Origin of the sequence: Streptomyces massasporeus, from assembly GCF_014648995.1 — a bacterium.
GTDB lineage: Bacteria > Actinomycetota > Actinomycetes > Streptomycetales > Streptomycetaceae > Streptomyces > Streptomyces massasporeus.
The window spans coordinates 78,552-104,496 of the sequence record NZ_BMSE01000025.1 but is presented as its reverse complement, the minus strand read 5'-3'; the positions used below and the strand labels follow the sequence as shown (position 1 = coordinate 104,496).

Annotated in this window: 19 protein-coding genes; 8 read left to right on the top strand and 11 right to left on the bottom strand. The window is 71.1% G+C overall.

Annotation, left to right across the window (positions count from 1 at the left end; genetic code table 11):
• Positions 1-4: 4 nt before the first annotated feature.
• The 9 genes from IE153_RS36545 to eccB all read right to left on the bottom strand — a co-directional run bounded on the left by IE153_RS36545 (position 5) and on the right by eccB (position 8,590).
• Positions 5-490 carry a hypothetical protein gene (locus IE153_RS36545; protein ID WP_189593995.1) on the bottom strand — a complete coding sequence of 162 codons (486 nt, stop codon included), beginning with the start codon at positions 488-490 and terminating at the stop codon, positions 5-7.
• A 281-nt stretch (positions 491-771) separates the two neighbouring features.
• Entirely contained in the window at positions 772-1,074 is a 303-nt protein-coding gene (locus IE153_RS36540; RefSeq protein WP_185012204.1) for a WXG100 family type VII secretion target, read from the bottom strand.
• 90 nt (positions 1,075-1,164) lie between these two features.
• Positions 1,165-1,503 (bottom strand): WXG100 family type VII secretion target, encoded by a 339-nt coding sequence (locus tag IE153_RS36535; protein WP_189593994.1) that lies wholly within the window; start codon positions 1,501-1,503, stop codon positions 1,165-1,167.
• A 93-nt stretch (positions 1,504-1,596) separates the two neighbouring features.
• A complete protein-coding gene (locus tag IE153_RS36530; protein ID WP_189593993.1) occupies positions 1,597-2,763 on the bottom strand; it encodes a S8 family serine peptidase in 1,167 nt (388 codons plus the stop codon).
• Positions 2,764-2,888: 125 nt separating this feature from the next.
• Positions 2,889-4,568, bottom strand: a complete 1,680-nt coding sequence (locus IE153_RS36525) for a collagen-like domain-containing protein (protein ID WP_189593992.1) — start codon at positions 4,566-4,568, stop codon at positions 2,889-2,891.
• Positions 4,568-5,020 carry a DUF2563 family protein gene (locus tag IE153_RS36520; RefSeq protein WP_189593991.1) on the bottom strand — a complete coding sequence of 151 codons (453 nt, stop codon included), beginning with the start codon at positions 5,018-5,020 and terminating at the stop codon, positions 4,568-4,570. The genes IE153_RS36525 and IE153_RS36520 overlap by 1 nt, the downstream gene beginning before the upstream one ends.
• Before the next feature lie 161 nt (positions 5,021-5,181).
• On the bottom strand, positions 5,182-5,793 hold the full coding sequence (locus IE153_RS36515; RefSeq protein WP_189593990.1) for a hypothetical protein: 612 nt from the start codon (positions 5,791-5,793) through the stop codon (positions 5,182-5,184).
• On the bottom strand, positions 5,781-7,052 hold the full coding sequence (gene mycP, locus IE153_RS36510) for a type VII secretion-associated serine protease mycosin (RefSeq protein ID WP_189593989.1): 1,272 nt from the start codon (positions 7,050-7,052) through the stop codon (positions 5,781-5,783). Before mycP ends, IE153_RS36515 begins: the two co-directional genes overlap by 13 nt.
• 11 nt (positions 7,053-7,063) lie before the next feature.
• Complete coding sequence (gene eccB, locus IE153_RS36505; RefSeq protein ID WP_189593988.1) at positions 7,064-8,590, bottom strand: type VII secretion protein EccB; 1,527 nt, start codon at positions 8,588-8,590, stop codon at positions 7,064-7,066.
• A 198-nt stretch (positions 8,591-8,788) separates the two neighbouring features.
• Between eccB and eccE the strand changes: the two genes are divergently transcribed.
• From eccE to IE153_RS36465, 8 genes are all read left to right on the top strand, one after another.
• Positions 8,789-10,105: a type VII secretion protein EccE gene (eccE, locus tag IE153_RS36500; RefSeq protein WP_189593987.1), complete on the top strand. Its 1,317-nt coding sequence runs from the start codon at positions 8,789-8,791 to the stop codon at positions 10,103-10,105.
• Entirely contained in the window at positions 10,102-10,890 is a 789-nt protein-coding gene (locus IE153_RS36495) for a hypothetical protein (RefSeq protein WP_189593986.1), read from the top strand. Before eccE ends, IE153_RS36495 begins: the two co-directional genes overlap by 4 nt.
• Before the next feature lie 302 nt (positions 10,891-11,192).
• Positions 11,193-15,101 (top strand): SCO5717 family growth-regulating ATPase, encoded by a 3,909-nt coding sequence (locus tag IE153_RS36490; RefSeq protein ID WP_438817978.1) that lies wholly within the window; start codon positions 11,193-11,195, stop codon positions 15,099-15,101.
• Positions 15,102-15,398: 297 nt separating this feature from the next.
• A complete protein-coding gene (locus IE153_RS36485) occupies positions 15,399-17,252 on the top strand; it encodes an ABC transporter substrate-binding protein (RefSeq protein WP_189593984.1) in 1,854 nt (617 codons plus the stop codon).
• Between the two features lie 18 nt (positions 17,253-17,270).
• Positions 17,271-18,317, top strand: a complete 1,047-nt coding sequence (locus IE153_RS36480; RefSeq protein ID WP_189593983.1) for an ABC transporter permease — start codon at positions 17,271-17,273, stop codon at positions 18,315-18,317.
• The gene (locus IE153_RS36475) at positions 18,314-19,228 is read left to right on the top strand and encodes an ABC transporter permease (protein WP_189593982.1); all 915 of its coding nucleotides are present in this window, start codon (positions 18,314-18,316) and stop codon (positions 19,226-19,228) included. The genes IE153_RS36480 and IE153_RS36475 overlap by 4 nt, the downstream gene beginning before the upstream one ends.
• Positions 19,225-20,322, top strand: coding sequence for an ABC transporter ATP-binding protein (locus IE153_RS36470; RefSeq protein ID WP_189593981.1), 1,098 nt, complete (start codon positions 19,225-19,227; stop codon positions 20,320-20,322). Before IE153_RS36475 ends, IE153_RS36470 begins: the two co-directional genes overlap by 4 nt.
• The gene (locus IE153_RS36465; RefSeq protein ID WP_189593980.1) at positions 20,319-21,347 is read left to right on the top strand and encodes an oligopeptide/dipeptide ABC transporter ATP-binding protein; all 1,029 of its coding nucleotides are present in this window, start codon (positions 20,319-20,321) and stop codon (positions 21,345-21,347) included. Before IE153_RS36470 ends, IE153_RS36465 begins: the two co-directional genes overlap by 4 nt.
• 66 nt (positions 21,348-21,413) lie before the next feature.
• Here IE153_RS36465 and IE153_RS36460 read toward each other — a convergent pair whose 3' ends face one another.
• Positions 21,414-22,367, bottom strand: coding sequence for a bifunctional riboflavin kinase/FAD synthetase (locus IE153_RS36460; protein ID WP_189593979.1), 954 nt, complete (start codon positions 22,365-22,367; stop codon positions 21,414-21,416).
• A gap of 169 nt (positions 22,368-22,536) precedes the next feature.
• The gene (locus IE153_RS36455) at positions 22,537-25,941 is read right to left on the bottom strand and encodes a trypsin-like peptidase domain-containing protein (RefSeq protein ID WP_189593978.1); all 3,405 of its coding nucleotides are present in this window, start codon (positions 25,939-25,941) and stop codon (positions 22,537-22,539) included.
• Positions 25,942-25,945: the final 4 nt, after the last annotated feature.

The window sequence follows — 25,945 nt, the reverse complement described above, 5'->3', positions numbered from 1 at the left end:
GCTCCTACTTGAAGTATTTGCTCAGCTCTGACACTGACTCAGCCAAACCGTCTCGGCTGCGCAGTACAGCCGCGATCTTGGCGTCGTCCTCAGCGTGCAGCTTCTTGCTGTAGTCGAGGTGATTGGAGATATGCGCGCATGCCTGGAGCACCGCCTTGGACTGGGATGTCCAGACATCGACCGTAAGCTCCAGGGCGCTGCCCGTCGCGAAACCATGAGCCTTCAGGGAGGCGGCGGCCTGCATCGTCGATCCGGCCCCATCCTTGTTCATGCCCGCGCCAGCGATGTCCGTCCCGGTCCGAAGGTCCTCGTAGAGGGTGAACGCGTCATGGCCGACGGCTCCGAGGTCATCCTGGTTGACCACCAGATCACCAGCGACACCGCGCCCGCCTCCTCCGCCACCATCCGCAGCGAGCTGGTTGAGCCGCATGCCTGTCGATTCACTCTCAGCCACGCCGGCCTTGAGCTGCTCCCACTCGTCCCAGGCCATCCCCCGCACCCTCCCTCTATCTACGCTGACGCATCAGTCCATATATCGACTGATCGCAAAGCTTTCGCACCCGCGCCTCAACTTACCAACCGAGTCGACGAATTGAGCAGTCGGACGTCAACCCGGGTCACTGCTTCACACTTACCCGGGGCCGCACGAACGCTGCGCTGATTCCACAGCGATCTTCTTTCCTTTCCTCATAGAGAAACGCGGCTGATCAATGCAATACAGGGTGGGCACCTCCCGTGCGTGCCCACCCTGGTTTTGCATACCGTGCGCTCCTACTGGAAGTAGCTGGCGCCCTTCAGGTCGCCGCCTCGGTAGTCACCGCCGGCGGTGTGGACTCGCTGCGAGATGTTGACCAGCGCCTGGTGGATGCCCCGCGCGTGCGAATCCCACTGCTTGGACTTCTTCTGGAACTCCTCGTACGCTTCGCCGCCCCAGCCCGATGACACGTTGAGCACGGCCTGCTTCAGGGCCTCGAGGTCCTCCTCGAGTTTCTTTGCCTGATTGCCGAGCTCGGTGGCGAGTGCGTCCATGGTGCCGTACGTGACGGCGAGTTCGTCGTAGTGTGCTCCGGACATGTTTCCCTCGTTTCTGTGCAGATGTCAGCCGGGCTGCGCGGCCCGGAAGGCGGTGCGGCTCGCTTCCGCCCGGTGGCTCGTCCGCGTGCCTCAGTAGCTGTTGAGCGCCGAAGTCTTTCCACCGAGGTCGTCTACTGAGATCTGCTTCATGTCGGCCTCGATCTGGTCTTCGAGGTTGCGCTTGTCGGTCTTGTTCAGGTTGATGCCCTCGAGGAAGTCGTCGAGCATCTTGCCGATCGCGACCATGTGCTGGTTGATCTCCGTCTGCTTCGTGTTGAACGCCTGGGCGCCCTGTCCCCTCCAGGCCTTCTCGATCATGTCGATCGTGCCCTGCAGCTTCGCGAGCGATCCCCTGATGTTGTCGTACCGATCGACGACCTCGGTCTGAAGCCTCTGTACGTCGCCTTCATTAAGCTTGCGGTCGACCATTTCGGCACTCCCCTTCGTAAGAGCTGTGGTTCGTTTCCGAGCGCGTCATCGCGCCGGAGAGGTCGTGTGTGACCGGTTGACCCGCGTGAGTCGTCATGCCTTTCGCCGCGAGCGGATCACCGCGAAGGCGCCGCCCCCGACCACCAGGGCCGCCCCTGCGGCTCCGAGAGCGACCCACGTCGTGGTGTTGTCGGACGACTCCGAGGTCGATCCTGCCGCCGACGTCTGGCCGCCAGAAGGGTTCTTGGGGGCCTGTGACGAGGTTGATGCGGGAGCGGAGGGTGACGCGGTGACGCCCGTGACGCCGGTTCCGTTTTCGAAGCTGAGGGGGTCGGTGGCGGCCGACCCCGGGTTGATGTCGCTGTTCTCCAGCACCTTGCGCGGACGGACCAGGCCGTAGCCCAGATAATTGCTCGGCTTATTCTTCGGCCAGTCGCGGCTCGCTGTGTCGATCAGACTGCGGAGAACCTGATTGGCGGTCCAGTTGGGGTGCGCGGACCAGATGAGGGCGGCGGAGGCGGAGGCGATGGCGGTTGCCATGCTCGTTCCATCTCCCTCATTGCAATACGAGCGGAATGTCGCGTCGCACCAGTAGGGAACATTGAGACCTGGAGCCGCCAGATCGACATAGTTGCCGAACTCCGAGAAGCCGCCCACTTTCCCCTTGCCGTCAGCGGCAGCCACCCCCACTACGTAGGGATAGGCGGCTGGATAGCCAATAAAGTTTTTGGATTCAGCGTCGTTTCCGGTAGCGGCGAACATCAACTTTCCCTTGGAGTGGGCATATTTGACGACCTTCTCCACATCCGGGTCGATGATGTCACTGCCGATGGACATGCTGATGATTTGAGCATCGCTGTCAGCCGCAGCCTTGATCGCATCGGCGACAGCAGGTGTTTCTTTCTTGACGGTGCTGCTCAAGCCTTTGGAGAGCACTCGATAGGGGACGATTCTCGCGCCGGGGGCCAAGCCCTGCAGCCCACCTCCGGCGCCGGTGCCGGCAATCAACTCCGCCATGCTGGTGCCGTGGCCGTTGTAGTCTTCGGTGGCCTTGTACGAGACCCCCTTCGGCACCTCATCTGCGAGTACCTGGTCCTTCAGGGAAGGTGTGTCCGGATTCACGCCGGTGTCCAGCACGGCAACTTTGACTCCTTTGCCTGTGCTGATCTTCCACATGTCTTCGGCGTGCATCGCGTCCAAGTACCACTGCTTCGACTGAATGTCTGCGGCGACCGCACTCGTAGCCAGCCCCGAGGACATGATTGCGAAAGCACCGAGTGCCGCGCACGCTGTGGACACCCGTCTTCCGGCACGTCCTGCGAAGAACGCCGTCAATCCGCCACGTGGGCTGGTCCTTGTCATCCCTCTGTAGATCCTCGCTCTTATCAATCAGCCACTGGCGGCGTGTTGCGTCGCGGGGTCTCCGGTTGAGACTCACCCTCACGATCCCTGCGGTTCCTGTTTCGTCGGTTTCCCGACGGGCCGTGCGGCGCGCCTGCGCCACCTCCGGCCGGTCCACCGCTTCTCCCTGCTGGAGCTCGCCCCTTGGGTGTACCAACGACGCCGTCGGCATTGCCGGCGGCTGGACGCGCAGTCTGGCCCGGACGAGCACCCGGGGCAGAGTTCGGCGCCCCGATCACTCCGCGCTGCCCGATTTGGCCGGCGGGCGCACGGGAGCTGGTGTTGCCGCCAGCGCCGACGACCGTACCGCGCGGGACCTTGGAACCGGTCGCCCCTTGAGGACCTGCGGCAGGTCTTCCTCCAACAATTCCATTACCGCGCGCCGCACCTGTGGAACTCGCGCTGCCCGCCCGGTCGCCCGCCGGTCCTCCGACGGTGCGTGGCATTCCTCCGGAGACGCCTCGGCCCATGGGGGAAGCGCTGCCGCCTTGAGCACCTGGCTGCACCGGGGTGGTGGCGTGACCCATCGGGCCAGTCTTACCGCGACCGCCGACAGTGCCGTTCGAAGCGCCTGTACGACCTTGAGCCGAGATCGGCGCCCTACTGCCGTTCGCTCCGCCGAACCCTGATGTGCGGCCTGCCTGCCCGCTGAGGGGGGAGGGAAGCGTACCGGAGGGGACGGGAGGGAGGGCCCCTCCGCTGCCGCCACTCGGGCCAGTCGTCGTCGGCGCCACACTGGTCGACGGCCTCGTGGCTTCCTGGGGCGGCAGGGTGCCCACGCTGTCGATCTTCGTGCCGATGTTCACATCCGAAGAAGCCGTCGGGGCGTCCACATGCTTGAGCGGAGTCGTAGCGTCTCCCGATCGCGCGTGCCCAGCCGCCGTACTCGAAGAATCATGGCCAGCGACCGCTGCCTGGTGCCCGGACCCTAGACCCCCGCTGCCCTGTGCTCCAGAGTTCCTGAGATCCCCATAGTTCGGATCCGGCTTAGGCACCCCCACATCCGGCATAGGCTCGAACGTAGGCGGCTCCTGCCCCGCCATGATCTCTTCCGACACCGCATAGAAGGACGCCAGCCGGTTCATCTGGTTGATCGCCTCTTGGCGGTCCTTCTCGGCCTTGACCGCAGCCGCGTACTCCGCGTTGCTTTCGGTTTGCTTGGGCGTCGGAATGTCCGCGACCGCCTTGGGGTCCTCTCGGGTGTCGCGCGGCGGCATGGCGCTGCGGACGGAGGCGAGGCCCGTGGCCGCTGCCGTGATCTGGGTGCCGGCGGCGTCGGCGAAGGCGGCGAGTTTGCGGGCGTGGATGACGAGATTGGCGCCCCATTTGCGGAAGGCCTCGCCCGACTCGCCTTCCCAGTCGACCCGGGTGATGTGGCCTTCGAGTTCCTCGGCGGCGTCTTCGATAGCGGTCTGGGCGTTCAGCAGGGCAGTGCCCGCAAGTTCCAAATCCTCCGGTTTTGCGGACTCGACCATGTCGACCATGTCGTTCAGGGCGTGGCCCTCGAAGTTCGTCTTGCCGAAGACACGGGGGACCTTCCAGCCGAAGGGGAGGAACTGGGCCACCCCCGTCGCGCCGCTCACCATGTCGATGGTGCCGATCTGCGCAGCGGCCTGCTCCCTCTCCGCCTGGTGCGGCACCGGGTGTTCCTGCTCTTCGCTCATCAGTACAGGTCACCTGCCTGGTCGTCATCAGAACGTTCTGGCGCGGACGCGCCCTGCTTCGCAGCCTCCGCCGCTTCCCTCTCCCGCTTCGCTTCGTAGTGCTGGCGGCCGATTTCAGTCTTGATCTCCCAGAACCGCCGCCGCTCCTCCTCGTCGATGTTGCTGAAGTTTCCGCCCGCGCCCATGACGGCGATCTGCATCGCCTCGATCTGAAGGCCCAGGTTCTTGGAGAGCGCGGTGAGGCGTTCGTGGACGCGTTCGTACTGGCTGTGAAGGCCCTTGGCCTCGGCGAAGCCGCCCGAGCCGCTGAAAGAGACCTCGGAGAGGGCGTGCGCCGCGATCTTCTGGGGGCTGCCGGGTGAGCCCTCGAATGTGGAGAGCACGGCATCGACACGCTTCTTGAAGGTCCCCAGCGCCTCCAAGCCGACCTTGAAACCCTCCGCAGGCAGCATGCCTTCCCTCCCCGTTCCCCGTTTGTAAAGTCGTTGAGGTGCACAGGCGATCACCCGACCGGCACACTCGATCACCACTGTAGTCAACGTGTGAGACGCGACCAACTGAACTTCGTGGTATGCGAGTTACAAGATGGACGGGATCGGGCCGCCTCGCGAAGTCAGCAACCGCCCTCACGCGTCGTCACCGCGAAGTCATACGAAGGGACCGTCACCGTCCCCTGACCTCCCCCGATTCCCGGCGGCTCATAGTCCCCGTCCTTCGACCGGGTGCGTGTGACCTGCATGCAGAATGCCGAGTCACCGCCGGTGACCGTGTAACGCGCCTCGGAGGGCGTGTTCGAGTCGGCGGGTGTCGCGTTCACGCCGTACTGCGGGGCGTCACCGCCGCCGTGCTCGACGACCTCCTGCTCGATCTTTGTCCCGTATTCGTCGATCCAGCCGGTGTCGTCGTCCTCGGCGTAGATGTCGCCGAAACCGGAACTGCCGTCCAAGGCGTCCGTGGCGCCCTGCACCGCGGACGTCAACTCGGCGTCATCCCACTCCGTGTCATCGGAGACATTGAAGCCCTGCACACACAGGTAGATGCCGACGCCGGCCAGGGTGACGAACATAACGCGAGCAGCGATGAAGGAGGCGTCGGACACTTCCTCTGCCGCCGGGTTGATGCCGGCGCGCCAGGCCCGGACCCGGTCCGCCTTGACGCAGGCCATGGCCAGCAGCACGGCGGACAGGATGAGGCCGATGACATTCAGTTCGGTCAGCGCGTCCATGATCCGCTCTCCACCCGTCGCTTCTGCCTGCGTCGCGCGTCCCGGAGCGCCACCGCCGTGCCGCCCATCCCCGCGACGAGGACCACCGAGCCCACGGCCACGTAGGTGGCCAGGCGGGCGTTGCGTTCCTCGGCGGATTCGCCGATCTGGAACGTGGCCGGGGTAGGGGCTTCCTGCTTGCCCAGGCCTGCTTGGGGGTTGGGGGACTCAATGGGGTGTTCGTCATCCGTCAGGGCGCGTACGGGGTCGACCACTCCCCAGCCGACCAGACGGTCGTGACCCGCGGTGGTGCGCTCCGCGGTCTGTTCGATCTGGGCGACGATCTGCCGGGCCGTCCAGTCGCGGTGTTTGGCCTTGATCAGCGCCGCGAGGCCGGCGACGTACGGCGCGGAGAAGCTCGTACCGTTGTCGGAGCAGTGGCCGCCCTTTGGGACGGTGGAGATCATGTCGACACCGGGGGCCGCGACGCCGACGAACTCGCCGGACTGGGAGAAGGTGGCGCGCTCGTTGTTGCGGTCCGAGGCGGCGACCGCGAGGACGCCCTCGTAGGCAGCCGGGTAGGTCTCCTTGACGTTGCCGCCCAGGCCGTCGTTGCCCGCCGAGGCCACCACCACGATCTTCTTGTTCAGGGCCTGGTCGATCGCCAGCTTCAGGTCGGATGTCGACGTCATCGGCTTCGCGGTGTCCTGGGAGATGTTGATGACGTCGGCCCCGGCCTGGACGGCGTAGCGGATCGCGCGGGTCAGGGTGCCGACGTCGCCGTTGCCCTCCGCGTCGTTCTGCTGGATCGGGATGATCGTCGCATCGGGGGCCAGGCCCACGAAGCCGGTGCCCTTGACTGGCCGGGCCGCGATAATGCCGGCGACCTTGGTGCCGTGGCCGACCGTGTCCGTGGTGCCGTTCTCCTTGCCCCGCTCGATCGGGTTGCCGTCGTCGTCCTTGAGGTTCCTGGGCAGGAAGTTGCGGCCGCTCTTCACGTCGACCGCGTCGGTGAGCTGGGGGTTCGTCACATCGACGCCGGTGTCGATCACCGCCACCCGCATGCCCTTGCCCGTGGACTGGCTCCACAGCTCGTCCAGGAGGACGCGCTGCAGGGACCAGGGGCGGCCCGGGTACTTGCCGTTGGGGAACGCGCACTGGTCCGAGTACGGCAGGTCGGCCGCCGTCGCCGGGGGCGCGAGGACGACGGGGGCGATCGTGAGCAGGGTCGCAGCCGTCACCGCGGTCGCCCTGTGGAGGAAGGAGGAGACGTGTGGCATGTCCGGACCCCTCAGGAACCCTGCGGCTGGCGTGCCGCCGTCGTCGACAGGCGTGGGCCGGTGGGCAGGAACTCCGACCAGGCGGCGGGGATCGGCGCAGGGTCGACGTCCTTGTAGCCGAGCCGTGTCTGGGCCTGTTGGGCCTCCTGCTGGGCCTGTCGGCGGTCCTTGGCCGTCGTGCCGATGCCGGCGTCGTCCGCGCCGCTGTCGGCGTTGGACTGCAGGACGTAGCGCAGGCCGGTGTCGGTGACGAGGAAGACGGGGCCGGCCTTGGTCTCCCTGCCCTGGAACTGGCGGTAGAGCTGGCCGGAGCCGGGTGTGACGTAGGCGCTGGAGGAGCCGGTGGGGAGCTTGGCCGGGAAATCCGTGCCGGCCCAGGTGCTCAGGGTCGTGCTCCCCGAGTCGGCGTCGACGCCGCGCAGGACGTTGCAGACGGTGCCGCGGCCTCCTGCGGTGCCAGAAGCATCGTTGACGGGCTGGGGGTCCTCGGTGGGCCATCGGTGCTCGGTGCCGAACGGTTTGCCGGGGACGATCGCACCCGGGCTCATGTCCTTGGCTGCACCGGCCTGGCCGAGGGAGGCCAGGTCCTCACTGAACAGCAGGAGTTGGGCTACGAAGGCCGAGACGGGGGCGACCCGGCCGGGCAAGACCACGTAGTACTGATCGCTGTTGAGATCGGAGGCCTTGAGGACCATGCCGACCTTGTTGGTCTTGTCGTCCAGTTGGCCTGGGGCGTCGGCCGCGACACCGATCTGATCGGGGATCTTCGGGAAGGAGATCGGGTCGCCGGTATGCAGGGTCTCCAGCCACTCACGGGAGACCTTCTGCGGCTTACGTCCGGAGCCGACGACGGCGCGCAGCAGCAGTTCGTTGCTCTTGTCGATGGGGTAAGAGCGTCCACTCGCGTCCACCACGTAGTGGTTCCCGTCGGGGGCCACGACGTAGAGCAGTTGCCCACCCGTCAGTTTCTCGCCCTTGCCCTCGGTCGCCTTCAAGTCGCGGGAAGCGAGGACCAGGGCCGCCTTCTGGATGGACTCGCCGCCCGCGCTGCGGCGTTCGCAGACCGCCCAGCGCTTCTCGCCGCCCGCCTCGGACGCCGAGGGGAGACGGTCGGGCGCGTAGGGGATGCCGATGGTGGCTCCGTGGGGAATCTTGCCGTTGTCGAGGACGGACTCGGCGACGGTCACCACATCGCCCTGGCCTTCGTTGAGGAGCAGCTTCGCGGAGGCCATGTTGAGGACCGGGTGCAGCTGGACCTGTTTGCCGGTCTTCAGGACGACGTAGCGTGTGGTCGAGTCGCTGGCGACGATCACCTTGGCGTTGGGTTCGTCCCAGCCTTTGGGCGCGGTGGGCTTGAACATGCCCCAGGCCCCGAAGACGGCCATGACGACCACGGCCACGATGGCGCCGGGGATGACCGCTCGCAGTGGACGCGGTGCCCCCTCCTCCGAACCGTCGGGCGACGACTGCAAGAAGGCCGCGAGCATGCGGCGCTTCGCGAAGGTGTAGGCATTGAGCTGGTCGCGCCGAGATGCCATCTCTGCTTGTCTCTCCCCGTGTTCAGATGTGCCGCGCTCGCCTGGTGTGTCATGGCCGACCGCCCCGGTGTCAGAGCGGCCCCCTACTATGCCTGGTATCCGCGGGGACTTGTGTTGCGGGTAGGGTGCCCGGGCCTTCACAGGCATCGTGCGGTGCTGAGACACCAGCGAGTCGTCAGCAGAACGGGGGATGGAGTGATGGTTTCCAGAACACGCGCCCGGTCCCGCGACCGATCGCGGACGCGGGGTGCTTCGGTGTCCGGGCAGGGACCGGCGCAGCGGCCGGCCTCGCCGGGCGCGCTCCACTCCAGGGTGCGTTCGGGTCAGGTCGGGGCGTTTCGGTTGCAACGCCTTGTCCTGTTCGAGGTCGCGGCCGCCGTCGTGCTCGTCGGGTGGGTGATCGATCCCGTGGCCGTGGTGCCTGCGGCTGTCCTCGCCGGCTGTCTGGTGCTGCTCTCCTTCCTCCGTCGCCGCGGACGCTCCCTGCCCGAGTGGTTGGCCACGGCTCAGGCCTTGCGTGCGAGGCAGCGGCGGGCCGCGAGTACGCCGATACCGGAGGGCACGGAGCCGGGGCTGGCGCCGGCCGTGGAGTGCGATCCGAGTCTGCGGACGTACACGTACAGCGGCCGCGACCGCCGACCCGTCGGAATCGTCGGGGACGGTACGTTCGTCACCGCGGTCCTGCATGTCGAGGCCGACGCCACCGCGCTGCGGGCCGAGCGGAACAAACAGCCGTTGCCCCTCTCTCTGGTGCACGACGCCTTGGATGTGGACGACATCCGGCTGGAGTCGGCGCAGGTCGTGCTCCACACCCAGCCCGCGCCAGCGATCCATCTGCCCCGGCAGTCCGTGGCAGTCGCCAACTACGCTCCCCTGCAGGAGCAGACGGGTGCGCCGGCCGTACGCATCACGTGGATCGCGTTGAAGCTCGATCCGGAACTGTGCGCGGAAGCGGTGGCCGCGCGCGGGGGCGGCCTGGTCGGAGCGCAGAAGTGCGTCGTGCGTGCCGCCGATCATCTCGCGAGCCGGCTCACCGGATCCGGATTCCGGGCGACCCTCCTCGACGAGGAACAGCTGACCTCCGCCATCGCCACGTCGGCCTGTGCCAACCCGCTGGTGACGGCGGAGGCCGGGCGGACGGACACGCGGGAGCGGCGGACCGAGGAGTCGGGCCGGAACTGGCGCTGCGACAACCGCAGACACACCACGTACTGGATCGATCGGTGGCCCGCCCTGGGTGGGGAGAGGGCGCCGTCGCTGCCGCAGCTCGTCGCTCTGGTGACGGCCGTCCCCACCCTCGCCACCACCTTCAGCCTCACGCTCAGGCGGGGGGAGCGGAAGGAAGTGTCCGTCTCCGGGCATCTGCGCGTGACCGGGCGCAGCGACGACGAACTCGTCGCCGCCCGGCGCGCGGTGCAGGCTGCGGCCCGGCACACAGGCATGGGGCTCTCCCGACTCGACCGGGAACAGGTGCCCGGCATGCTTGCCACTCTGCCCCTCGGAGGTGCCAGGTGACGGCGACGACCCCGCGCGTAGGACAGGCGGCGGCCAACGGACGGGGCGAGCCGCAGTCCTCTGCCCCCGAGCGGGCGCGTGAACTGCTGCGCCGCGGCTTCGGATTGATCGGCCCGAGACACCCTCGGCACTCCGTGACCGTCGATCAAATGGACACCCTCGCCCTTCCCGTCGCCGACGACGGCGTCGTCATCGGCGTGGACGCGGAGAACCGGCCCGCTGTACTTGGGCTCAATCGGCCGCTGCCGTACGACGTCGTGCTCATCGGCGGGTTGTGGACCGTGCAGGTCATCGCGCTCAGGGCGGCGGCAACAGGGACGCGGGTCGCCGTGGAGACGGCGCGGGCGCAGGTCTGGATGCCGATGGTGCACGCCATGGGGGGCGGTCAGAACGGGATGGCCGTGTACGACGTCGGGCGGGTGCCGCCGCTGGGCGCCTCGGCCGGTACGCCGGTGCTGGTGGTACGGGACTGCGGGATGCGGCCACCTCGCGGTCGCGTGGTCTCCGGGCCCTGGCAGTCGGTGCTGACCCTGTTGCCGTACGTCAGCCCGGTCGCTCCGCGGCTCGTGCGGCAGGCGCGGCTGGTGGGGATTCAGAGGGTGTCGCCCGACGAGGCCACGGAACTGGGCCGCACGATGGCGCTCACCCGGGCCGAAACGGACTCCCTGCCGGGGCTCTCCGACGGCCTCACCCTGTGGTGTACCGACCGCGATCGGCAATACGTGATGACACAGCCCACGGATGCGGAGACCGGGTTGTTGGGTACGCCACGTCGGATGGACTGACGGGCCTGGCAGCGAAACCGTTCACAGCACCCGGTTTGTCGACTGTTGCGCCAGCAGTTGCGTCGCATTTGCCTGGTTTTCGAGGTCCAGCGTTGCTGTGGAGGGGCAGACGGGCCTGCCGGGCCGGGGCATGTGGTGATTAGGCTGGGACAGGGATCGACGTCGGACCGCGTGGAGTAGGCGTCGGCGTCCCAGGGGCAAGCGGGGGAGCCTGTGGAGCGGACGACCTCGGACGACCTCTGACACGCCGCAAACGACTTCGCACGACGTCGGACGACAAGCAAGGGTCGCCCCAGCACGGCATGAGGGTGCTCGACCACACCAGGAGGAACACTGTGAGCAGCGATCGGGACGGGATCCGCGGGGGCTGGGCGACACCCGGCGATGACCAGCCCGACGCGGAGTCCGCAGCAGAGGTGACGGGCGAGTTCACCATCGACTACGCGCCGCCCGCCTGGTACACGCAGAACGCCTCGGGGAAGTCGTCCTCGGGACAGGGGGCGGGGGCGTCCGAGGAGTCCAGTCCTTCGGGGGCTGCCGGAGGTTCCGGGGCGCCCGGGGGCTCCGGGATGCCGAAGGGGCCGGTGCCGCCGCTGCCCGGGCTGACTCCGCCGCCGCATGCCAATCCGTCCGGTGGGGCCTCTGCCTTCTCGGCGCAGAGTCCCGCTCAGGGACCGGCCTCGGCGTCGCAGCCGGCTCCGGCGCCCGGTGCGCCCTTCACGCCGCCCGCGCCGCCGCCCGCTCCGGGTGCTCCGTTCACGCCCCCGCCGCCCGCTCCGGGTGCGCCCTTCACTCCGCCGGCTGCCGGAGGCCCGGCCGGTGTGCCCAGGTTGCCGATGGGGAGCGGTTTCGAGCCGCAGGCGTCGCAGCAGGCGCAGTCCGAGGCGCCCCAGGCGGGTCCGGCCTCTCCCACGGCTGTGCCGAACATCCCCGTGGGTGGGTATCAGGCGCAGTGGACGCCGCCGGCTCCGCCGGAGACGGCCCCGGCTGCTCCTGCTCCTGCTCCTGCTCCCGAAGCGGCTCCGGCTGCTCGGGAGGTGGCTCCTGCCACTCCGCATGTTCCCGAGGCTCCGGCCACTCCTCCTGCCACTCCTCCCGCCGCCTCATCCGGGACTCCCGAGGCCACGGCTGTGACTGCCGGTGCGGCAGAGCCGTCGGCCGGTGATCTGGAGAGCGGCGCCACCATGCGCTTCTCCGCCGTCGCCCTGAAGCGGGAGATCGAGGAGCGGGCCACCGCGGAGGCGGTTTCCACGCCCGACGTGCCCGCCACCCCCGACGCCGGGGACAAGGGTGACATCGAGGCGGACGAGGCCGCCGACGAGGCCGGCAGCGCCGTCCGCGCGGATGACACGGTGGACCACGGCCCTGACGCGGAGGCCGACGACGCCTCCGACGGGGTCTCGGAGTACGCGCTGGACGCGGACGCCTTCGCAGACGTGCCGTCGGCCGAGGAGGCCGAGCCGGAGGAGACGCGGCCGCAGGGCGAAGACGCGGCGCCCGTGGTTGTCGAGCCGCCTGCCGTGGCAGCCGACGACAGCGAGTCCGAAGACGCCGCCATCCAGGACGGGGCGCCCGCCGACGACGCCCGTTCGGAAGAAGCCGAAGACAAGGACGCCGAGGCGGAGAACACCGCGCTCGAGGACGCCCCGTCGGAGACCGACGAGCCCGAGGACGCCCCGTCCGAGGCCGCCGAGCCCGAGAACGTCCGGCCCGAGCCCGAGGATGGCGTGCCGGCCGGCGCCGAACCCCCGCGTGAGGACGCCGTCGCCGCTCCTGAGGAGCCCTCCGACGCACCCCCCGCCGACCTCGCGTCCTCGGAGGGCGAGCCGGAGGACGCCGTACCGGCCGCCCCGGCCCCCGAAGACCCGGCCCCGCAGAGCACGCCGTCCGACTCGGTTCCCCCGCTCCCGCAGGGTGTGCCGCCGCTGCCGCCGTCGTACCAGCCGGCGGCCCCGGCGCCCGCGCACCAGTGGCCCGTACTGCCTCAGCAGCACCCCCAGCCGGAGGCGCGGCCCGCCGACGCGCACGTGCCGGCGCAGGGTCAGCCGCCGGTGCCGCCGCAGCCCTCCGTACCGGCCCAGCAGCCGCCGTTCCAGCCCCAGGCTCCGCAGCCCGCGCCTGCCGCGTGGAACCAGCAGCCCGCACCGACGCCTCCGCACCAGCCGCCCGCCCAGCCCGTACCGCAGCCCGGCGGTTACGGTTTCCCGCACCCCGGAGCGCAGCCCCCGGCCGCGCCGAACGCCCAGGGCGGCTACGGCTTCCCCCACCCCGGCGCCCCGGCCCCGGCCGCGCAGCCCCCGGCCCAGCAGCCGGACGGCCCGCACGTGCCTCCCGCGCAGGGCGGCTACGGCTTCCCGCAGCAGGGCGCACCCGCCCCGGCAGCCCAGCAGCCCCCGGCCGCGCAGCCCGTCACGCCGCCCGCCCCCGCGCCGGCCCCGCAGGACGGCTACGGCTTCCCCCAGCCGGGCACCCCCGCCCCGCAGGCCGGATACGGCTTCCCCCACCCGGGCACCCCTGACGCCCAGGGCGGCTACGGCTTCCCCCAGCCCACCGCCCAGCAGCCGCAGCCCGGCGTACCCCCGCGGGCCCAGCCGCAGCCCGAGGCCCAGCCCCCGCACGCCGGGCAGCCCGAGCAGCAGCCGGGTCAGCCCGGTCAGCCGGCCCATCAGGGCCACCCCGGGCAGCCCCAGCAGCCCGTCGACCCCCGTACCGGTGCCGCCTGGCCGCAGCCCATGCAGCACGACCAGCGGCAGCCGACCAACCCCGGGGCCGCGCCGCTCGGTTACACGGCTGCCGTGGAGCTGTCGTCCGACCGGCTGCTCAACAGCAAGAGGCAGAAGGCGAAGAGCAGCCGTCCGGCGGCCGGTGGCGGGCGGTTCAAGATCGGCGGCAAGAAGGAGGAGGCCGAGCGCCAGCGCAAGCTCGACCTGATCCGTACGCCCGTGCTGTCCTGCTACCGGATCGCCGTGATCAGCCTCAAGGGCGGTGTCGGCAAGACGACCACGACCACCGCGCTGGGCTCGACGCTCGCCACCGAGCGGCAGGACAAAATCCTCGCGATCGACGCCAACCCGGACGCGGGCACCCTCGGGCGCCGGGTGCGACGGGAGACCGGGGCCACCATCCGTGACCTCGTCCAGGCGATCCCGTACCTCAACTCGTACATGGACATCCGGCGGTTCACGTCCCAGGCGCCTTCCGGTCTGGAGATCATCGCCAACGACGTCGACCCGGCCGTGTCCACGACCTTCAACGACGAGGACTACCGGCGCGCGATCGACGTGCTGGGCAAGCAGTACCCGGTGATTCTCACCGACTCCGGCACCGGTCTGCTGTACAGCGCCATGCGCGGTGTGCTGGACCTCGCCGACCAGCTCATCATCATCTCGACGCCGTCCGTGGACGGGGCGAGCAGTGCGAGCACGACGCTGGACTGGCTGTCCGCGCACGGGTACGCCGACCTCGTCTCGCGGTCCATCACCGTCATCTCCGGGGTCCGCGAGACCGGCAAGATGATCAAGGTCGAGGACATCGTGACGCACTTCGAGACGCGCTGCCGCGGCGTCGTCGTCGTGCCCTTCGACGAGCACCTCGCCGCCGGTGCCGAGGTCGACCTCGACATGATGCGGCCGAAGGTGCGGGAGGCGTACTTCAACCTCACGGCGATGGTCGCCGAGGACTTCATCCGCCACCAGCAGGCGCACGGCCTGTGGACGTCCGACGGCAACCCGCCGCCCGTCGCGGCCCCGCCGATGCCGGGGCAGGCCGGGCCGGGTCAGCCCTACGCCCAGCCGGGCCAGCCTCCGTACCCCGGGCAGCAGCAGCCGGCGCCCGGTCAACAGGTCCCCGGCCAGCCTGGCCCCTACCCGCAGCAGCCGCAGCCGCAGCCGGGCCAGCCGTACGACCAGCCCGGGCAGCCGTATCCGCAGCCCGGCCAGCCCTATGCCCAGCCGGGCCAGCCGCCGGCCCAGCCCGGGCAGCCGTACCCGCAGGCGGCCGCCCAGCCGCCCTACCCGCAGCCGGGACAGCCGGGTCAGCAGCCCGGGCAGCCGACGGCCCACCCCGGACAGCCGTACCCCCAGCCCGGGCAGCCCCCGGCCGCTCCCCCGCAGCCGGGCTACGGCTACCCCCAGCCCGGTCAGCCCGGTCAGCCCGGCCACCCGGCCCAGCCCGACGGGCAGACCCCGCCGCCCCCGCCTCCGACGCAGTAATCACCTCACCCGATCGGCCCCTTCTCAGGGGCCGATCCCCATGTGGCCCGCGCCGTTCCGACTCGGCGCGGGCCTCGGCGCGTTCAGGGGCGGAATTCCGTTGCCAGGCCCTGGCCAGGGGCGCGTCAGTGGTCTCCACCAATGGGTGCGAAAAGCTCGCCAATTCGTTATTTCCGCAGGCCACAAGGGGTGAACGCGCCGTTGACGGGTGGAGACGGCCGCTGGTACACACACATCACGCATCTGACAGCTGATCAACCCGTCCTTCCCGTCCGAGCGATGACGCGAGGTCCGACCATGGGCACGAACGATCAGAAACGCAGCCTCCCGCACGGCCTCCGGCTCGTCGCCCTGGCCGGGGCCGCCGCGCTCACCCTCACCGCCGGTCTCGCGACCCCGCTCGACCCGGCTCCCCAGCAGGCCCGGGCGGCCGACGACGGCAAGAAGGTGCTGACCGTCGCCGTGGCGCAGAGCGTGGACTCGCTCAGCCCGTTCCTGGCGGTCCGGCTGCTCAGCACGAGCATTCACCGGCTCATGTACGAGTACCTGACCAACTACGACCCCAAGGACAACCACGCCATCCCGGGCCTGGCCACCAAGTGGGAGCCGTCGCCGGACAAGCTGACGTGGACGTACACGATCCGCGCCAACTCCACGTGGTCGGACGGCGAGCAGGCCACCGCCGAGGACGCGGCGTGGACCTTCAACAAGATGATGACCGACACCGGCGCGGCCACGGCGAACGGAAGCTACGTCGGGAACTTCCGGAAGGTGACGGCACCGAGCCCCACGAAGCTGGTCATCGAGCTGAAGAAGCCGCAGGCCACGATGGCCGCGCTGGACGTGCCGATCGTGCCGAAGCACGTGTGGGAGAAGGTCTCGGACTTCTCCGAGTTCAACAACGACAAGAGCTTCCCCGTCGTGGGGAACGGACCGTTCGTGCTCAGCGGCTACAAGGCCGACAGCTATGTCCGGCTCAAGGCCAACAAGGACTTCTGGCGCGGGTCGCCGAAGTTCGACGAGCTGGTCTTCCGCTACTACAAGGACCAGGACGCGGCCGTGTCGGCGCTGCGCAAGGGCGAGGTGTCCTTCGTCGCCGGGTCCCCGTCCCTGACGCCCGCTCAGGCGGAGTCCCTGAAGGGCGCGGACGACATCCAGGTGAACGACGCTCCCGGCCGCCGCTTCTACGCCCTCGCCACCAACCCGGGAGCGAAGGCCAAGAACGGCAAGAAGTTCGGCGACGGCCACCCCTCCCTGCTGGACCAGCGGGTGCGCAACGCGCTGTTCCGGGCCGTCGACCGCGAGGCCATCATCGACAAGGTGTTCCGGGGCCACGCCGTCGAGGGTGAGGGCTACATCCCGCCGCGCTTCCAGGACTACTTCTGGAAGCCCTCCGCGGACCGGAAGCTGGCGTACGACCCGGCCGAGGCGGCCCGGCTGCTCGACCAGGCGGGGTACAAGAAGAACGGCGACGGCAAACGCGTCGGCAAGGACGGCAAGCCGATCACCTACCGCGTGCTGTGCCACGCCACCGACCCCAACGACAAGGCGGTCGGCAAGTACCTCCAGGAGTGGTGGGGCGAGCTCGGCATCGGCGTCCGGCTCAACTGCCTGGACAACGTGACCGACCCCTGGCTGGCCGGCACGTACGACCTGGCGTTCGACGGCTGGTCGGTCAACCCCGACCCCGACTTCGTGCTGTCCATCCACACCTGCGGCGCGCTACCGGCGACCCCGAAGGACACCGGCGCGACGGACAACTTCATCTGCGACAAGAAGTACGACGAGCTCTACGCCCGGCAGCTCACCGAGTACGACCCCGCCAAACGGGCGGACATCGTCAAGCAGATGGAGTCGCGGCTGTACGACCTCGGGTACATGAACGTCATGGCGTATCCGAACGCGGTCGAGGCCTTCCGGACGGACCAGATCAAGTCGATCACGACCATGCCGGCGAAGGCGGGCAACATCTACGGCCAGGACGGCTACTGGAGCTGGTGGTCGGCGGTGCCCGCGGACTCCGGCGGGTCCTCGGACAACGCGTCGTCGACGGGGGTCGTGGTCGGGATCGTCGCGGGTCTCGTGATCCTGGGCGGGCTCGGCGCCTTCGCGGCGATGCGGCGGCGGGCCACCGCCGAGGAACGCGAGTAGGGCGGCGAGCGGGTACTCATGACCGCTGACGCGACCCCCGCGCTGGTCGAGGACAGGCAGAGGGCGGCCGGGCCGCGGGTACGCAAGAGCTCCGCGTATCCGCGGTACCTGGCGGGCAAGGTGGCCGGTGCCGCCGTCTCGCTGCTGGCCGTGCTCGTGACCAGCTTCTTCCTCTTCCGGCTGATCCCCGGCGACCCGGTGAAGACCATGACGGGCGGCCGTCAGGTGTCGGCGGAGCAGCTGGCCGCCTACCGCGAGGAGTTCGGGCTCGACCTGCCCCTGTGGCGGCAGTTCACGGACTACTGCGGCAAGGCGCTCACGGGCGACTTCGGGACGTCGTACCAGTTCCGCGCCCCCGTCGTCGACAAGATCACCGAGGCGCTGCCGAACACCCTGCTGCTCACCGGCACCGCGTTCGTCCTCTACACCGCGCTGGGCATCATCCTCGGCACCCGGTCGGCCTGGCGGCACGGCAGGCTGGGCGACCGCGTCAACACGGGCCTCGCGCTGACGCTGTACTCCATCCCGTCCTTCTGGCTGGGGCTGCTGCTGATCATCGTGCTGTCGGTGGGCATCGGCCCACTGCCCGGCATGTTCCCGACCGGCGGCATGGAGTCGGGCGGCGAGGAGGGCTTCGCGTACGTCCTCGACGTGGCGCACCATCTGGTGCTGCCGGTGGTGACGCTGGTAGCCGTGGAGTACGGGCAGACGCTGCTGGTCACGCGGTCGGCGCTGCTGGACGAGATGGGCAGCGACTATCTGACGACCGCGCGGGCCAAGGGGCTGCGCGACGACCTCGTACGCCGTCGGCACGCCGTGCCGAACGCGCTGCTGCCGACCGTGACGCTGATCTTCATCAACCTCGGGCGGACGGTGGCGGGCGTGATCCTCGTGGAGACGGTGTTCTCCTGGCCCGGCCTCGGCGGGCTGTTCTACCAGGCGCTGAGCGTGCCCGACCTGCCGCTCGTGCAAGGGCTGTTCTTCGTGTTCGCCGCCGCGGTGATCCTGATGAACACCCTCGCCGACCTGGTCTATCCGCTGCTGGACCCCCGGGTGGCCCGATGACGACGACTGCCGAGACGGCCCCGAGCCCGCGCGCCCTCGCTCGGCAGCGCCGCCGGGCGTCCGTCGCCCGCTTCTGGCGTCAGTACCGCTCCGAACGGGCGGGACTGTACGGCCTGACGGTGCTCGCCCTGTGCGCGCTGCTGGCGCTGTTCGCACCGCTGTTCGTCGGCTCCGACGTGAGCAGCGTGACCGACGCGCCGGGGCGCCCGATGCAGAGCCCGAGCGCCGAGTTCCCGCTCGGCACCGACCAGTTCGGGCGTGACCTGCTGGGCCTGGTGATCTGGGGCTCTCGGGTGTCGCTGCTGGTCGGGCTGCTCGCGGCCGTGCTGTCGGTGGCGATCGGCACCCTGATCGGGGTGACGGCGGGGCACTTCAAGGGCTGGTACGCGACGGTGATGATGCGGGTCACCGACTGGTTCCTGGTCATGCCGACGCTGGTGCTCGCGATCGCCCTGGCGACCGTGATGTCCCGCTCGCTGACCACGACCGTCGTGGCGATCGGCGTCACCACCTGGCCGACCACGGCCCGGCTGGTGCGGGCCCAGACCCTCGCGGTGGAGACCCGGCCGTACATCGAGCGGGCGCAGGCGCTCGGCGGCGGCCACTGGCACGTCATGTCCCGGCACGTCCTGCCGAACGTCATGCCGCTGGTCCTGGCCCAGACGACCCTGATCATCTCCTCGGCCATCCTCGCGGAGGCGACGCTCGCCTTCCTCGGCCTGGGCGACCCCACGGTCGTGTCGTGGGGCGGACTGCTCCAGGACGCGCGCGAGGCGGGCGCGGTCAGTGCCGGGGACTGGTGGTACCTGGTGCCGCCGGGCATCGCCATCGCCGTGGTGGCGCTGGCGTTCACGCTGTGCGGCCGGGCCGTGGAGGCCGTCCTCAACCCCAGGCTGGGGGTGTCGCGTTGAGTCTGCTCGACGTCAGGAACCTGACCGTGACGTACGCGGGCGGGGCCGCCGCCGTACGCGGGGTGGACCTGCGCCTGGACGCGGGCCAGAAGCTCGGACTCGCCGGGGAGTCCGGCTGCGGCAAGTCCACGCTGGCGCTGGCCCTGCTGCGGCTGCTGCCGGCCGGGGCGCGGATCACCGGGGAGGTGCTCCTCGACGGCGAGGACGTGCTGACCATGAAGTGGGGCCGGGTCCGGGCGGTCCGCTGGGCCGGGGCCTCCATCGTCTTCCAGGGCGCGATGCACTCCCTCAACGCCGTGCACCGGGTCGGCGACCAGATCGCCGAGCCGATCCTGCTGCACAGGAAGGCCACGGCGGCCGGGGCGAAGAAGAAGACCGGGGAACTGCTGGAGCAGGTCGGCCTGCCGGCCGCCCGCGCGGACGCCTACCCGCACGAGTTGTCCGGTGGCCAGCGCCAGCGCGTCATGATCGCCATGGCCCTGGCCTGCGACCCGCGGCTCATCATCGCGGACGAGCCGACGACCGCGCTCGACGTGATGATCCAGGCCCAGATCCTCCGGCTCATCGAGCAGCTGGTCGCTGACCAGGACCTCGGCCTGGTCATGATCAGCCACGACCTCGCCGTCCTCGCCGACACCTGCGACCGGCTCGCGGTGATGTACGCGGGCCGGGTGGTCGAGGAGGGCCCGGCCCGGCAGGTGTACGAGGACGCCCGGCACCCCTACGCCCGGGCCCTGTCGGCCGCGTTCCCGCGCATCGGCGACCCGGCGTCCCGGTTCGCCCCGCAAGGACTGGCGGGCGATCCGCCGGACCCGGCGGCGCTGCCGTCGGGCTGCACGTTCCATCCGCGCTGCCCGGTGGCGCTGGAGTCGTGCCCCGAGGAGGACCCGGTGCTGCGGGCGGCGGGGCCGGAGCGGCGGGCCGCGTGTGTGCTGGTCGGACCACCGGGAGCCGGAGAGGAAACCGCCGACGAACCAGCGGCGACCGAGCCCGCGGCCCCTGGGAGCGCATCGGCCGACGAACCTGAGGCCCCCGCGAACGGCCAGGCCGACGCACCGGAGGCCCTTGAGAAAGCGAGGCCCGGCACCCCATGACCCTCTCCCCCACGGCCCCCGAGGTCACCACGGCGCCCCTGCTCAGCGCCCAGGGCCTCCACGTCACCTTCCCCGGCCGGCACGGCGGCCCCCGGGCCCGCGCGGTGGACGGCGTCGACCTCGACATCCGCCGAGGCGAGATCGTCGCCCTGGTCGGCGAGTCCGGCTGCGGCAAGACGACCCTGGCCCGCAGCCTGCTCGGGCTGGTCGAGCCGACGGCGGGCCGGGTCACCTTCGACGGCCGCCCGCTGGACTACTCCGGCCGGTCCCTGAAGGCCTACCGCAAACGCGTCCAGCTGGTCCTCCAGGACCCGAGCGGCTCGCTCAACCCCCGCCACACGGTGTACGACGCGGTCGCCGAGGGCCTGCGCATCCACGGCTACGGCGGCGACGAACGCACTGCGGTCGCCGATGCCCTGTCCCGGGCCGGCCTGCGCCCTCCGGAGCGCTTCTTCCTGCGCTACCCGCACGAACTGTCCGGCGGGCAGCGCCAGCGGGTCGTCATCGCCGGCGCGCTCGTCCTGGAACCCGAACTCCTCGTCGCCGACGAGCCGGTGGCGTCCCTCGACGCCTCGGTACGCGGCGAGATCCTCGCCCTGCTGCTCCGGCTGCGCACCGAACTGGGCCTGTCCGCGCTGGTCGTCACGCACGACCTGGGCCTGGCGTGGAACATCGCCGACCGGGTCGCCGTGATGTACCTGGGCCGGATCGTGGAGACAGGCGCGGTGGAGCAGGTCCTGACGACACCGCGGCATCCCTACACGCAGGCGCTGCTGTCCGTCCTCCCGGAAGCCCCTGGCGAACCGGTGGTCCTCACGGGTGAGCCCCCGGACCCCACCCACGTCCCGTCAGGCTGCCGCTTCCACGCCCGCTGCCAGATCCTGGCCGGTGGAGAGGCGGAACGGGCGGGCGTGGCGGACGCGTGCAGGCACCAGGACTTGGAGGTGCTGAGCGGGGGCGGTGACTCGCAGGTCGCTTGTCACTGGGCGGTTTCGCATTCGCCCCTCAGAGGCGCGGGGCTGTAACGATGTGCGGCTCCGCCGCGTGGGCGCGACAAGCCACAACGCACCCGCAGACGGCCCGCAAGAAGACTAGGCAGCCCCCTCAGCCGCCACCAACTCCGCGCACTTCTCGACGTCCTGCCCCATCTGAACCAACAGCGCGTCCAACGTGTCGAACTTCGCCTGCCCCCGCACGAACGCCAAGAAGTCGACCGCGACATGCAACCCGTACAGATCGAGCCCCACCCGGTCGATGGCGTACGCCTCCACCGTGCGCTCGGTCCCCTCGAACTGCGGGTTCGTCCCCACGGAGATCGCCGCCGGCATCGCCTCCCCCTGGGCGTGCAGCCAGCCGGCGTACACACCGTCGGCCGGGATGGCCGTGTGCGGCAGCGTCTCGACGTTGGCGGTGGGGAAGCCCAGTTCGCGACCGCGCTGGGCGCCCCGGACGACGACGCCCTCGACCCGGTGCGGGCGGCCCAGGATCTCCGCCGCGCCCTCGATGTCGCCCTCGGCGACCAGCCGACGCGTCAGCGTGGAGGAGAACGGCTCGCCGCCGCCCGCCTCACCCGTCACGTACAGGTCGACGACCTCGACCTCGAAGTCGTAGGTCTTGCCCTGCGTGGACAGGAACTCCACGTTCCCGGCGGCCTTGTGGCCGAAGCGGAAGTTGGGGCCCTCGACGACCGCCTTGGCGTGCAGCTTGTCGACGAGGACCTTGACGACGAAATCGGCCGGGGACAGCTTCGAGAACTCGGTGGTGAAGGGGAGGATGAGCACCGCGTCCACGCCCAGGTCGGCCATGAGTTCGGCGCGGCGGTGGTGCGGGGCGAGCAGCGGCGGGTGACTGCCCGGGCGGACGACCTCGCTGGGGTGCGGGTCGAAGGTGACGACCACGGCGGGCACGCCCAGCTCCCGGGCGCGGTCCACGGCATGCCGGATGATCAGCTGGTGCCCGCGGTGCACTCCGTCGTAGGAGCCGATGGTGACGACGCTGCGCCCCCAGTCCTGGGGGATGTCCTCCAAGCCACGCCAGCGCTGCACTGTGCCTGCTCCTTGTCGAAAGCTCGTCGAACCCGTGTCCGGTCGTTGTTCGTGATTGCCTCGTGCGCAGGTCTAAGGGTGCCATGCCGGGTGCCTCCTGCCAGCATCGGCATGGGGGCTGTGACAGGGCGCACGACACCGTAGTGCGGCCCATCGCCCGGGAGGCCGGTCAGGCGGGGACGCCCGCGCCCGCCAGGTTCTCGATCATCCGGTGGGAACTGGGTCCGACCAGGGCCGCCCACTCCTCGGGCGCGTCGGTCAGCCAGGCGGCGGCGCGGGCGGCGAAGCCGGGCACGTGCCGGCCCAGGTCGACCAGGGCGCGGTCGAAGCGTGTGGCGCCCTCCGGGGTGCGTACGAGGAGGAGTCCGATGCGGTGGACGAGGTCGCGCAGGTCGTCGCCGCCGTTGCGGGCGGCGGCGTTCAGCAGCGCGTCCAGGACGTCGGTGTCGTGCTCCCGGGCGAGGAGCGCGTCGCGCAGTTCGCGGCGCAGCGGACGCGAGGCGGGGACGCCCGGCGGGCTGAGGACGCCGGCGAGGGCGCAGCGCAGCCGTACCGGGCCGTCCTCCAGCAGGCCGGTGACCAGCGGCAGGAGCACGGGCCGGGCGGCGGGGCCGCGGTCGAGCCGCTGGTCCGCGTAGGCGGCCACCTGCCCGGCGAGTTCCGGCCGCTGCCGCGCCGCCCGGCACACCAGCGCGGCGACCCGCCGGGCCAGGCCGGGCGGAGTGGCGTCGGCGAGGGCCCGTAGCGCCTCCTCCGCGTCGGGCCGCTCCAGCCGGGCCGCGAAGGCCCCGAGGACCGGCTCGGGGTCGGTCAGGAGTGCTCCGGCCAGCGCGTCCGGTGAGAACCGCGGGTCGCCCGCTGCGAAATGCTCCAGCGCCCGGGGGAGGTAGCGGGCCCGGGTGTGGGGGTCCTGGACGAGGAGGGCGAGGGCGCCGCCGTGCAGAGCGCGGTCGGCGGGGCGGGCGAGCAGGCTGAGGGCCGCGTAGCGCAGGAGGGCGCGGTCGCCTCCGGTGCTCACGTGCGGCGCGACGCGCAGTCCGTGCGCCACCGCCGCGCTCCGCCGGGCGGGCCGCTCGTCGCGCGCCCACCGGTCGACGGCCCGGCACACCGCCGAGGGTTCCTCCTCGGTCAGGACGGCGAGCAGTTCGTCGGCCCTCGGGTGCGCACGGTCGACGAGGACGTCCGTCAGCTCGTCCAGGGCGCCGTGGCGGTGGGTGTGCAGCAGTGCCTGGGCGGCGGTGGCGATGGTCGCGTGCGGGGTGGCGGGCAGTGGCTGCTCGTCGTCGAACCAGCGGGCCAGCTGCGGTTGCACGGCGGTGGGGTCGGCGGCGAGGAGTCCGGCGACGGCGTCCAGGAAGCGGGGCCCGGCCTCGCACGGGGGTCCGTCGGCGTGGACCAGCCGCCGCAGCAGGGCGCAGCGCGCCTCCTCGGGCAGGCGCAGGCCGGTCCAGAAGGCGGGCCCGAGCTCTTCCGGCACGGGCCGCTCCTGTCGCCGCCAGGCCACGATCCGGTCGGCGAGCAGCCGCAGCACCTCCGCGTAGGGCGCCGCGTCGGGCAGGGCCGACAGGGTCCCGGAGAGCAGCCGGGCGGCCCACCAGGAGCGTGGATCGGCGTCCAGGGCGTGCACCAGGTCGGCCAGGCGGGAGGCCGGCCGACCGGCGCCGTGCTGGCGGGCGAGGCAGAGCAGGGCCTGGACGACCGGCCCGATGCGGTGGTGCGGCACGGGGTCGCACTGCGCGTCCTCGCCGCGGTGGACGAGGACGGACAGGGCCTCGTCGAGGTCGAGGTGCGTGCCCTGGAGCCAGTCGGCGAACCCTTCGTGAGCGAAGCGGTATCCGGCTCCGGCGGGCACGAGCAGACCCTCGGCGAGCACGGCCGACGCCCAGCCCGGGCAGCCGCCGAGCCGCGCCGGGGCGGGCCCCCACGGGAACACCTCCTCGAACGCCTCCCGGTCGAGGTCCCCCGACCCCGGGCCGAGGCTGCGCCGGGCGGCCTCGTGCACCTGCCCGGCGACCTTGGCGGCCAGCCGGCGTACGGCGGTGCCGTGCAGGCCGTTGCCGGTGGCCAGCCGGGTGGCGATACGCAGGGACATCAGGTCCAGGTAGGCCGTGAAGACGTCGTGCCGGTCGATCGCGGCCCTTTCCGGGGGCGCGGAGGCGGCCGCCAGGGCCTCGGCGAGGAGAGCGAGGACGAGGGGGTGCCGGGCGTCGGCCGGGACGAGGGTGTGATCGGGGATGCCAAGGCTCCGGCGTGCCTCCCGGGCCTCGTCCTCGGTGAGGTCGCCGAGCCGCACGCACTGCTCCGCGGGGAAGGACGTGGTCTCCCAGTACTCCGCCCGGCACGCCACCACCAGCCGGCTTCCCGTTTCCCGCAGCCACCGCGCGGTCCCCTCCGCCCAGTCGGTCATCCGGCGGGCCAGGGCCGGTGGCATCTCCTCGGGGCCGTCGAGCAGAAGCAGCAGGGGGCGGCCCAGGGAGCGGGCGAGGTGGGCGACGCGCTCGGGCGTGATGTCGCCGAGGTCGGCGCGGGCGGAGGCGGCCGCCACGGCGGGGGCTGCCCGGTCCAGCACCCGGCGGGCCGCGTCCGCCACCGACGCGTCGCCGTCCCGCAGTTCGCAGCCGCGCAGCCACAGCGTGGGCTGCGCGGCTCTCCGGCGCCGCGCGGCAAGCGCGGCGAGCTCCGTCGTCCGGCCGCTGCCCGGTGGTCCGACGAGGCCGAGCACGGCCGACGGGCCTTCCATGAAGGCGGTGAACTCGGCTGTCACGGCCGCCCGTTCGACCGGTGGCGGGACACCGGGGCCGTCGGGCGGGCCCTCCAGCGCCATCGAGGCGCCGGTCAGCTCCAGCACCCCGGCCGGATTGAGGTCCGCGCCGTACGCGGGGACCGTCGCCGCGTTCTCGGCGAGCAGCTCGCCCAGCGGCCCCTCCGCTCCGGGGATCCGGGCTCGCAGCGGTACGGCGAACCCGACGTCGCGGTGGTCGGAGCTGAGCGCTGTGCCGAGGACCGCGACGACGGCACCGGTCCCGGCGTCGAGCACCGGGCCGCCGGCCGCTCCGCCTCCCAGCCGCAGCGCGTCCCGCCCTGCTGTGCCGACCGCCAGCTCCAGCACGTTGTCGAGGCGGTGGAAACGATTCGTGGCCGCGTACGTCACGGTGGCCGGGCCCAGCACCCGCGCCTCGCGCCAGCCCCCGGCGGCGATCCGGACGTAGGCGCCGGTCCCGGTCCCCTGCCGCACGGTGACGGGCAGCGGCGGCACGCCGAGCCCCTCGGTCCGGACGAGGGCCAGGTCCAGCGCGGGCAGCGGGGTGACCGCGTCGGCGGACACCACGCGGCGGCGGTCCCCGGCGCCGTGCAGGACGAGCCGGGGCAGGCCGTCGACGGCCTCGTGGCTGGTGATCAGCGTGCCGTGGTGGTCGGCCAGGAAGCCGGTGCCGCGAGGGCGGCCGGCCAGGTCGTGGATCCGGACGAGGGCGCCCGCAGGGACCGCCGTGTCCTCGATGCTCGCTGTTCCGGGGCGGTCCAGGGAGCCTTGTGGGCTGTCGTCCGTCTCCCGGGACCCGTTCCGCGACGCCATCGTC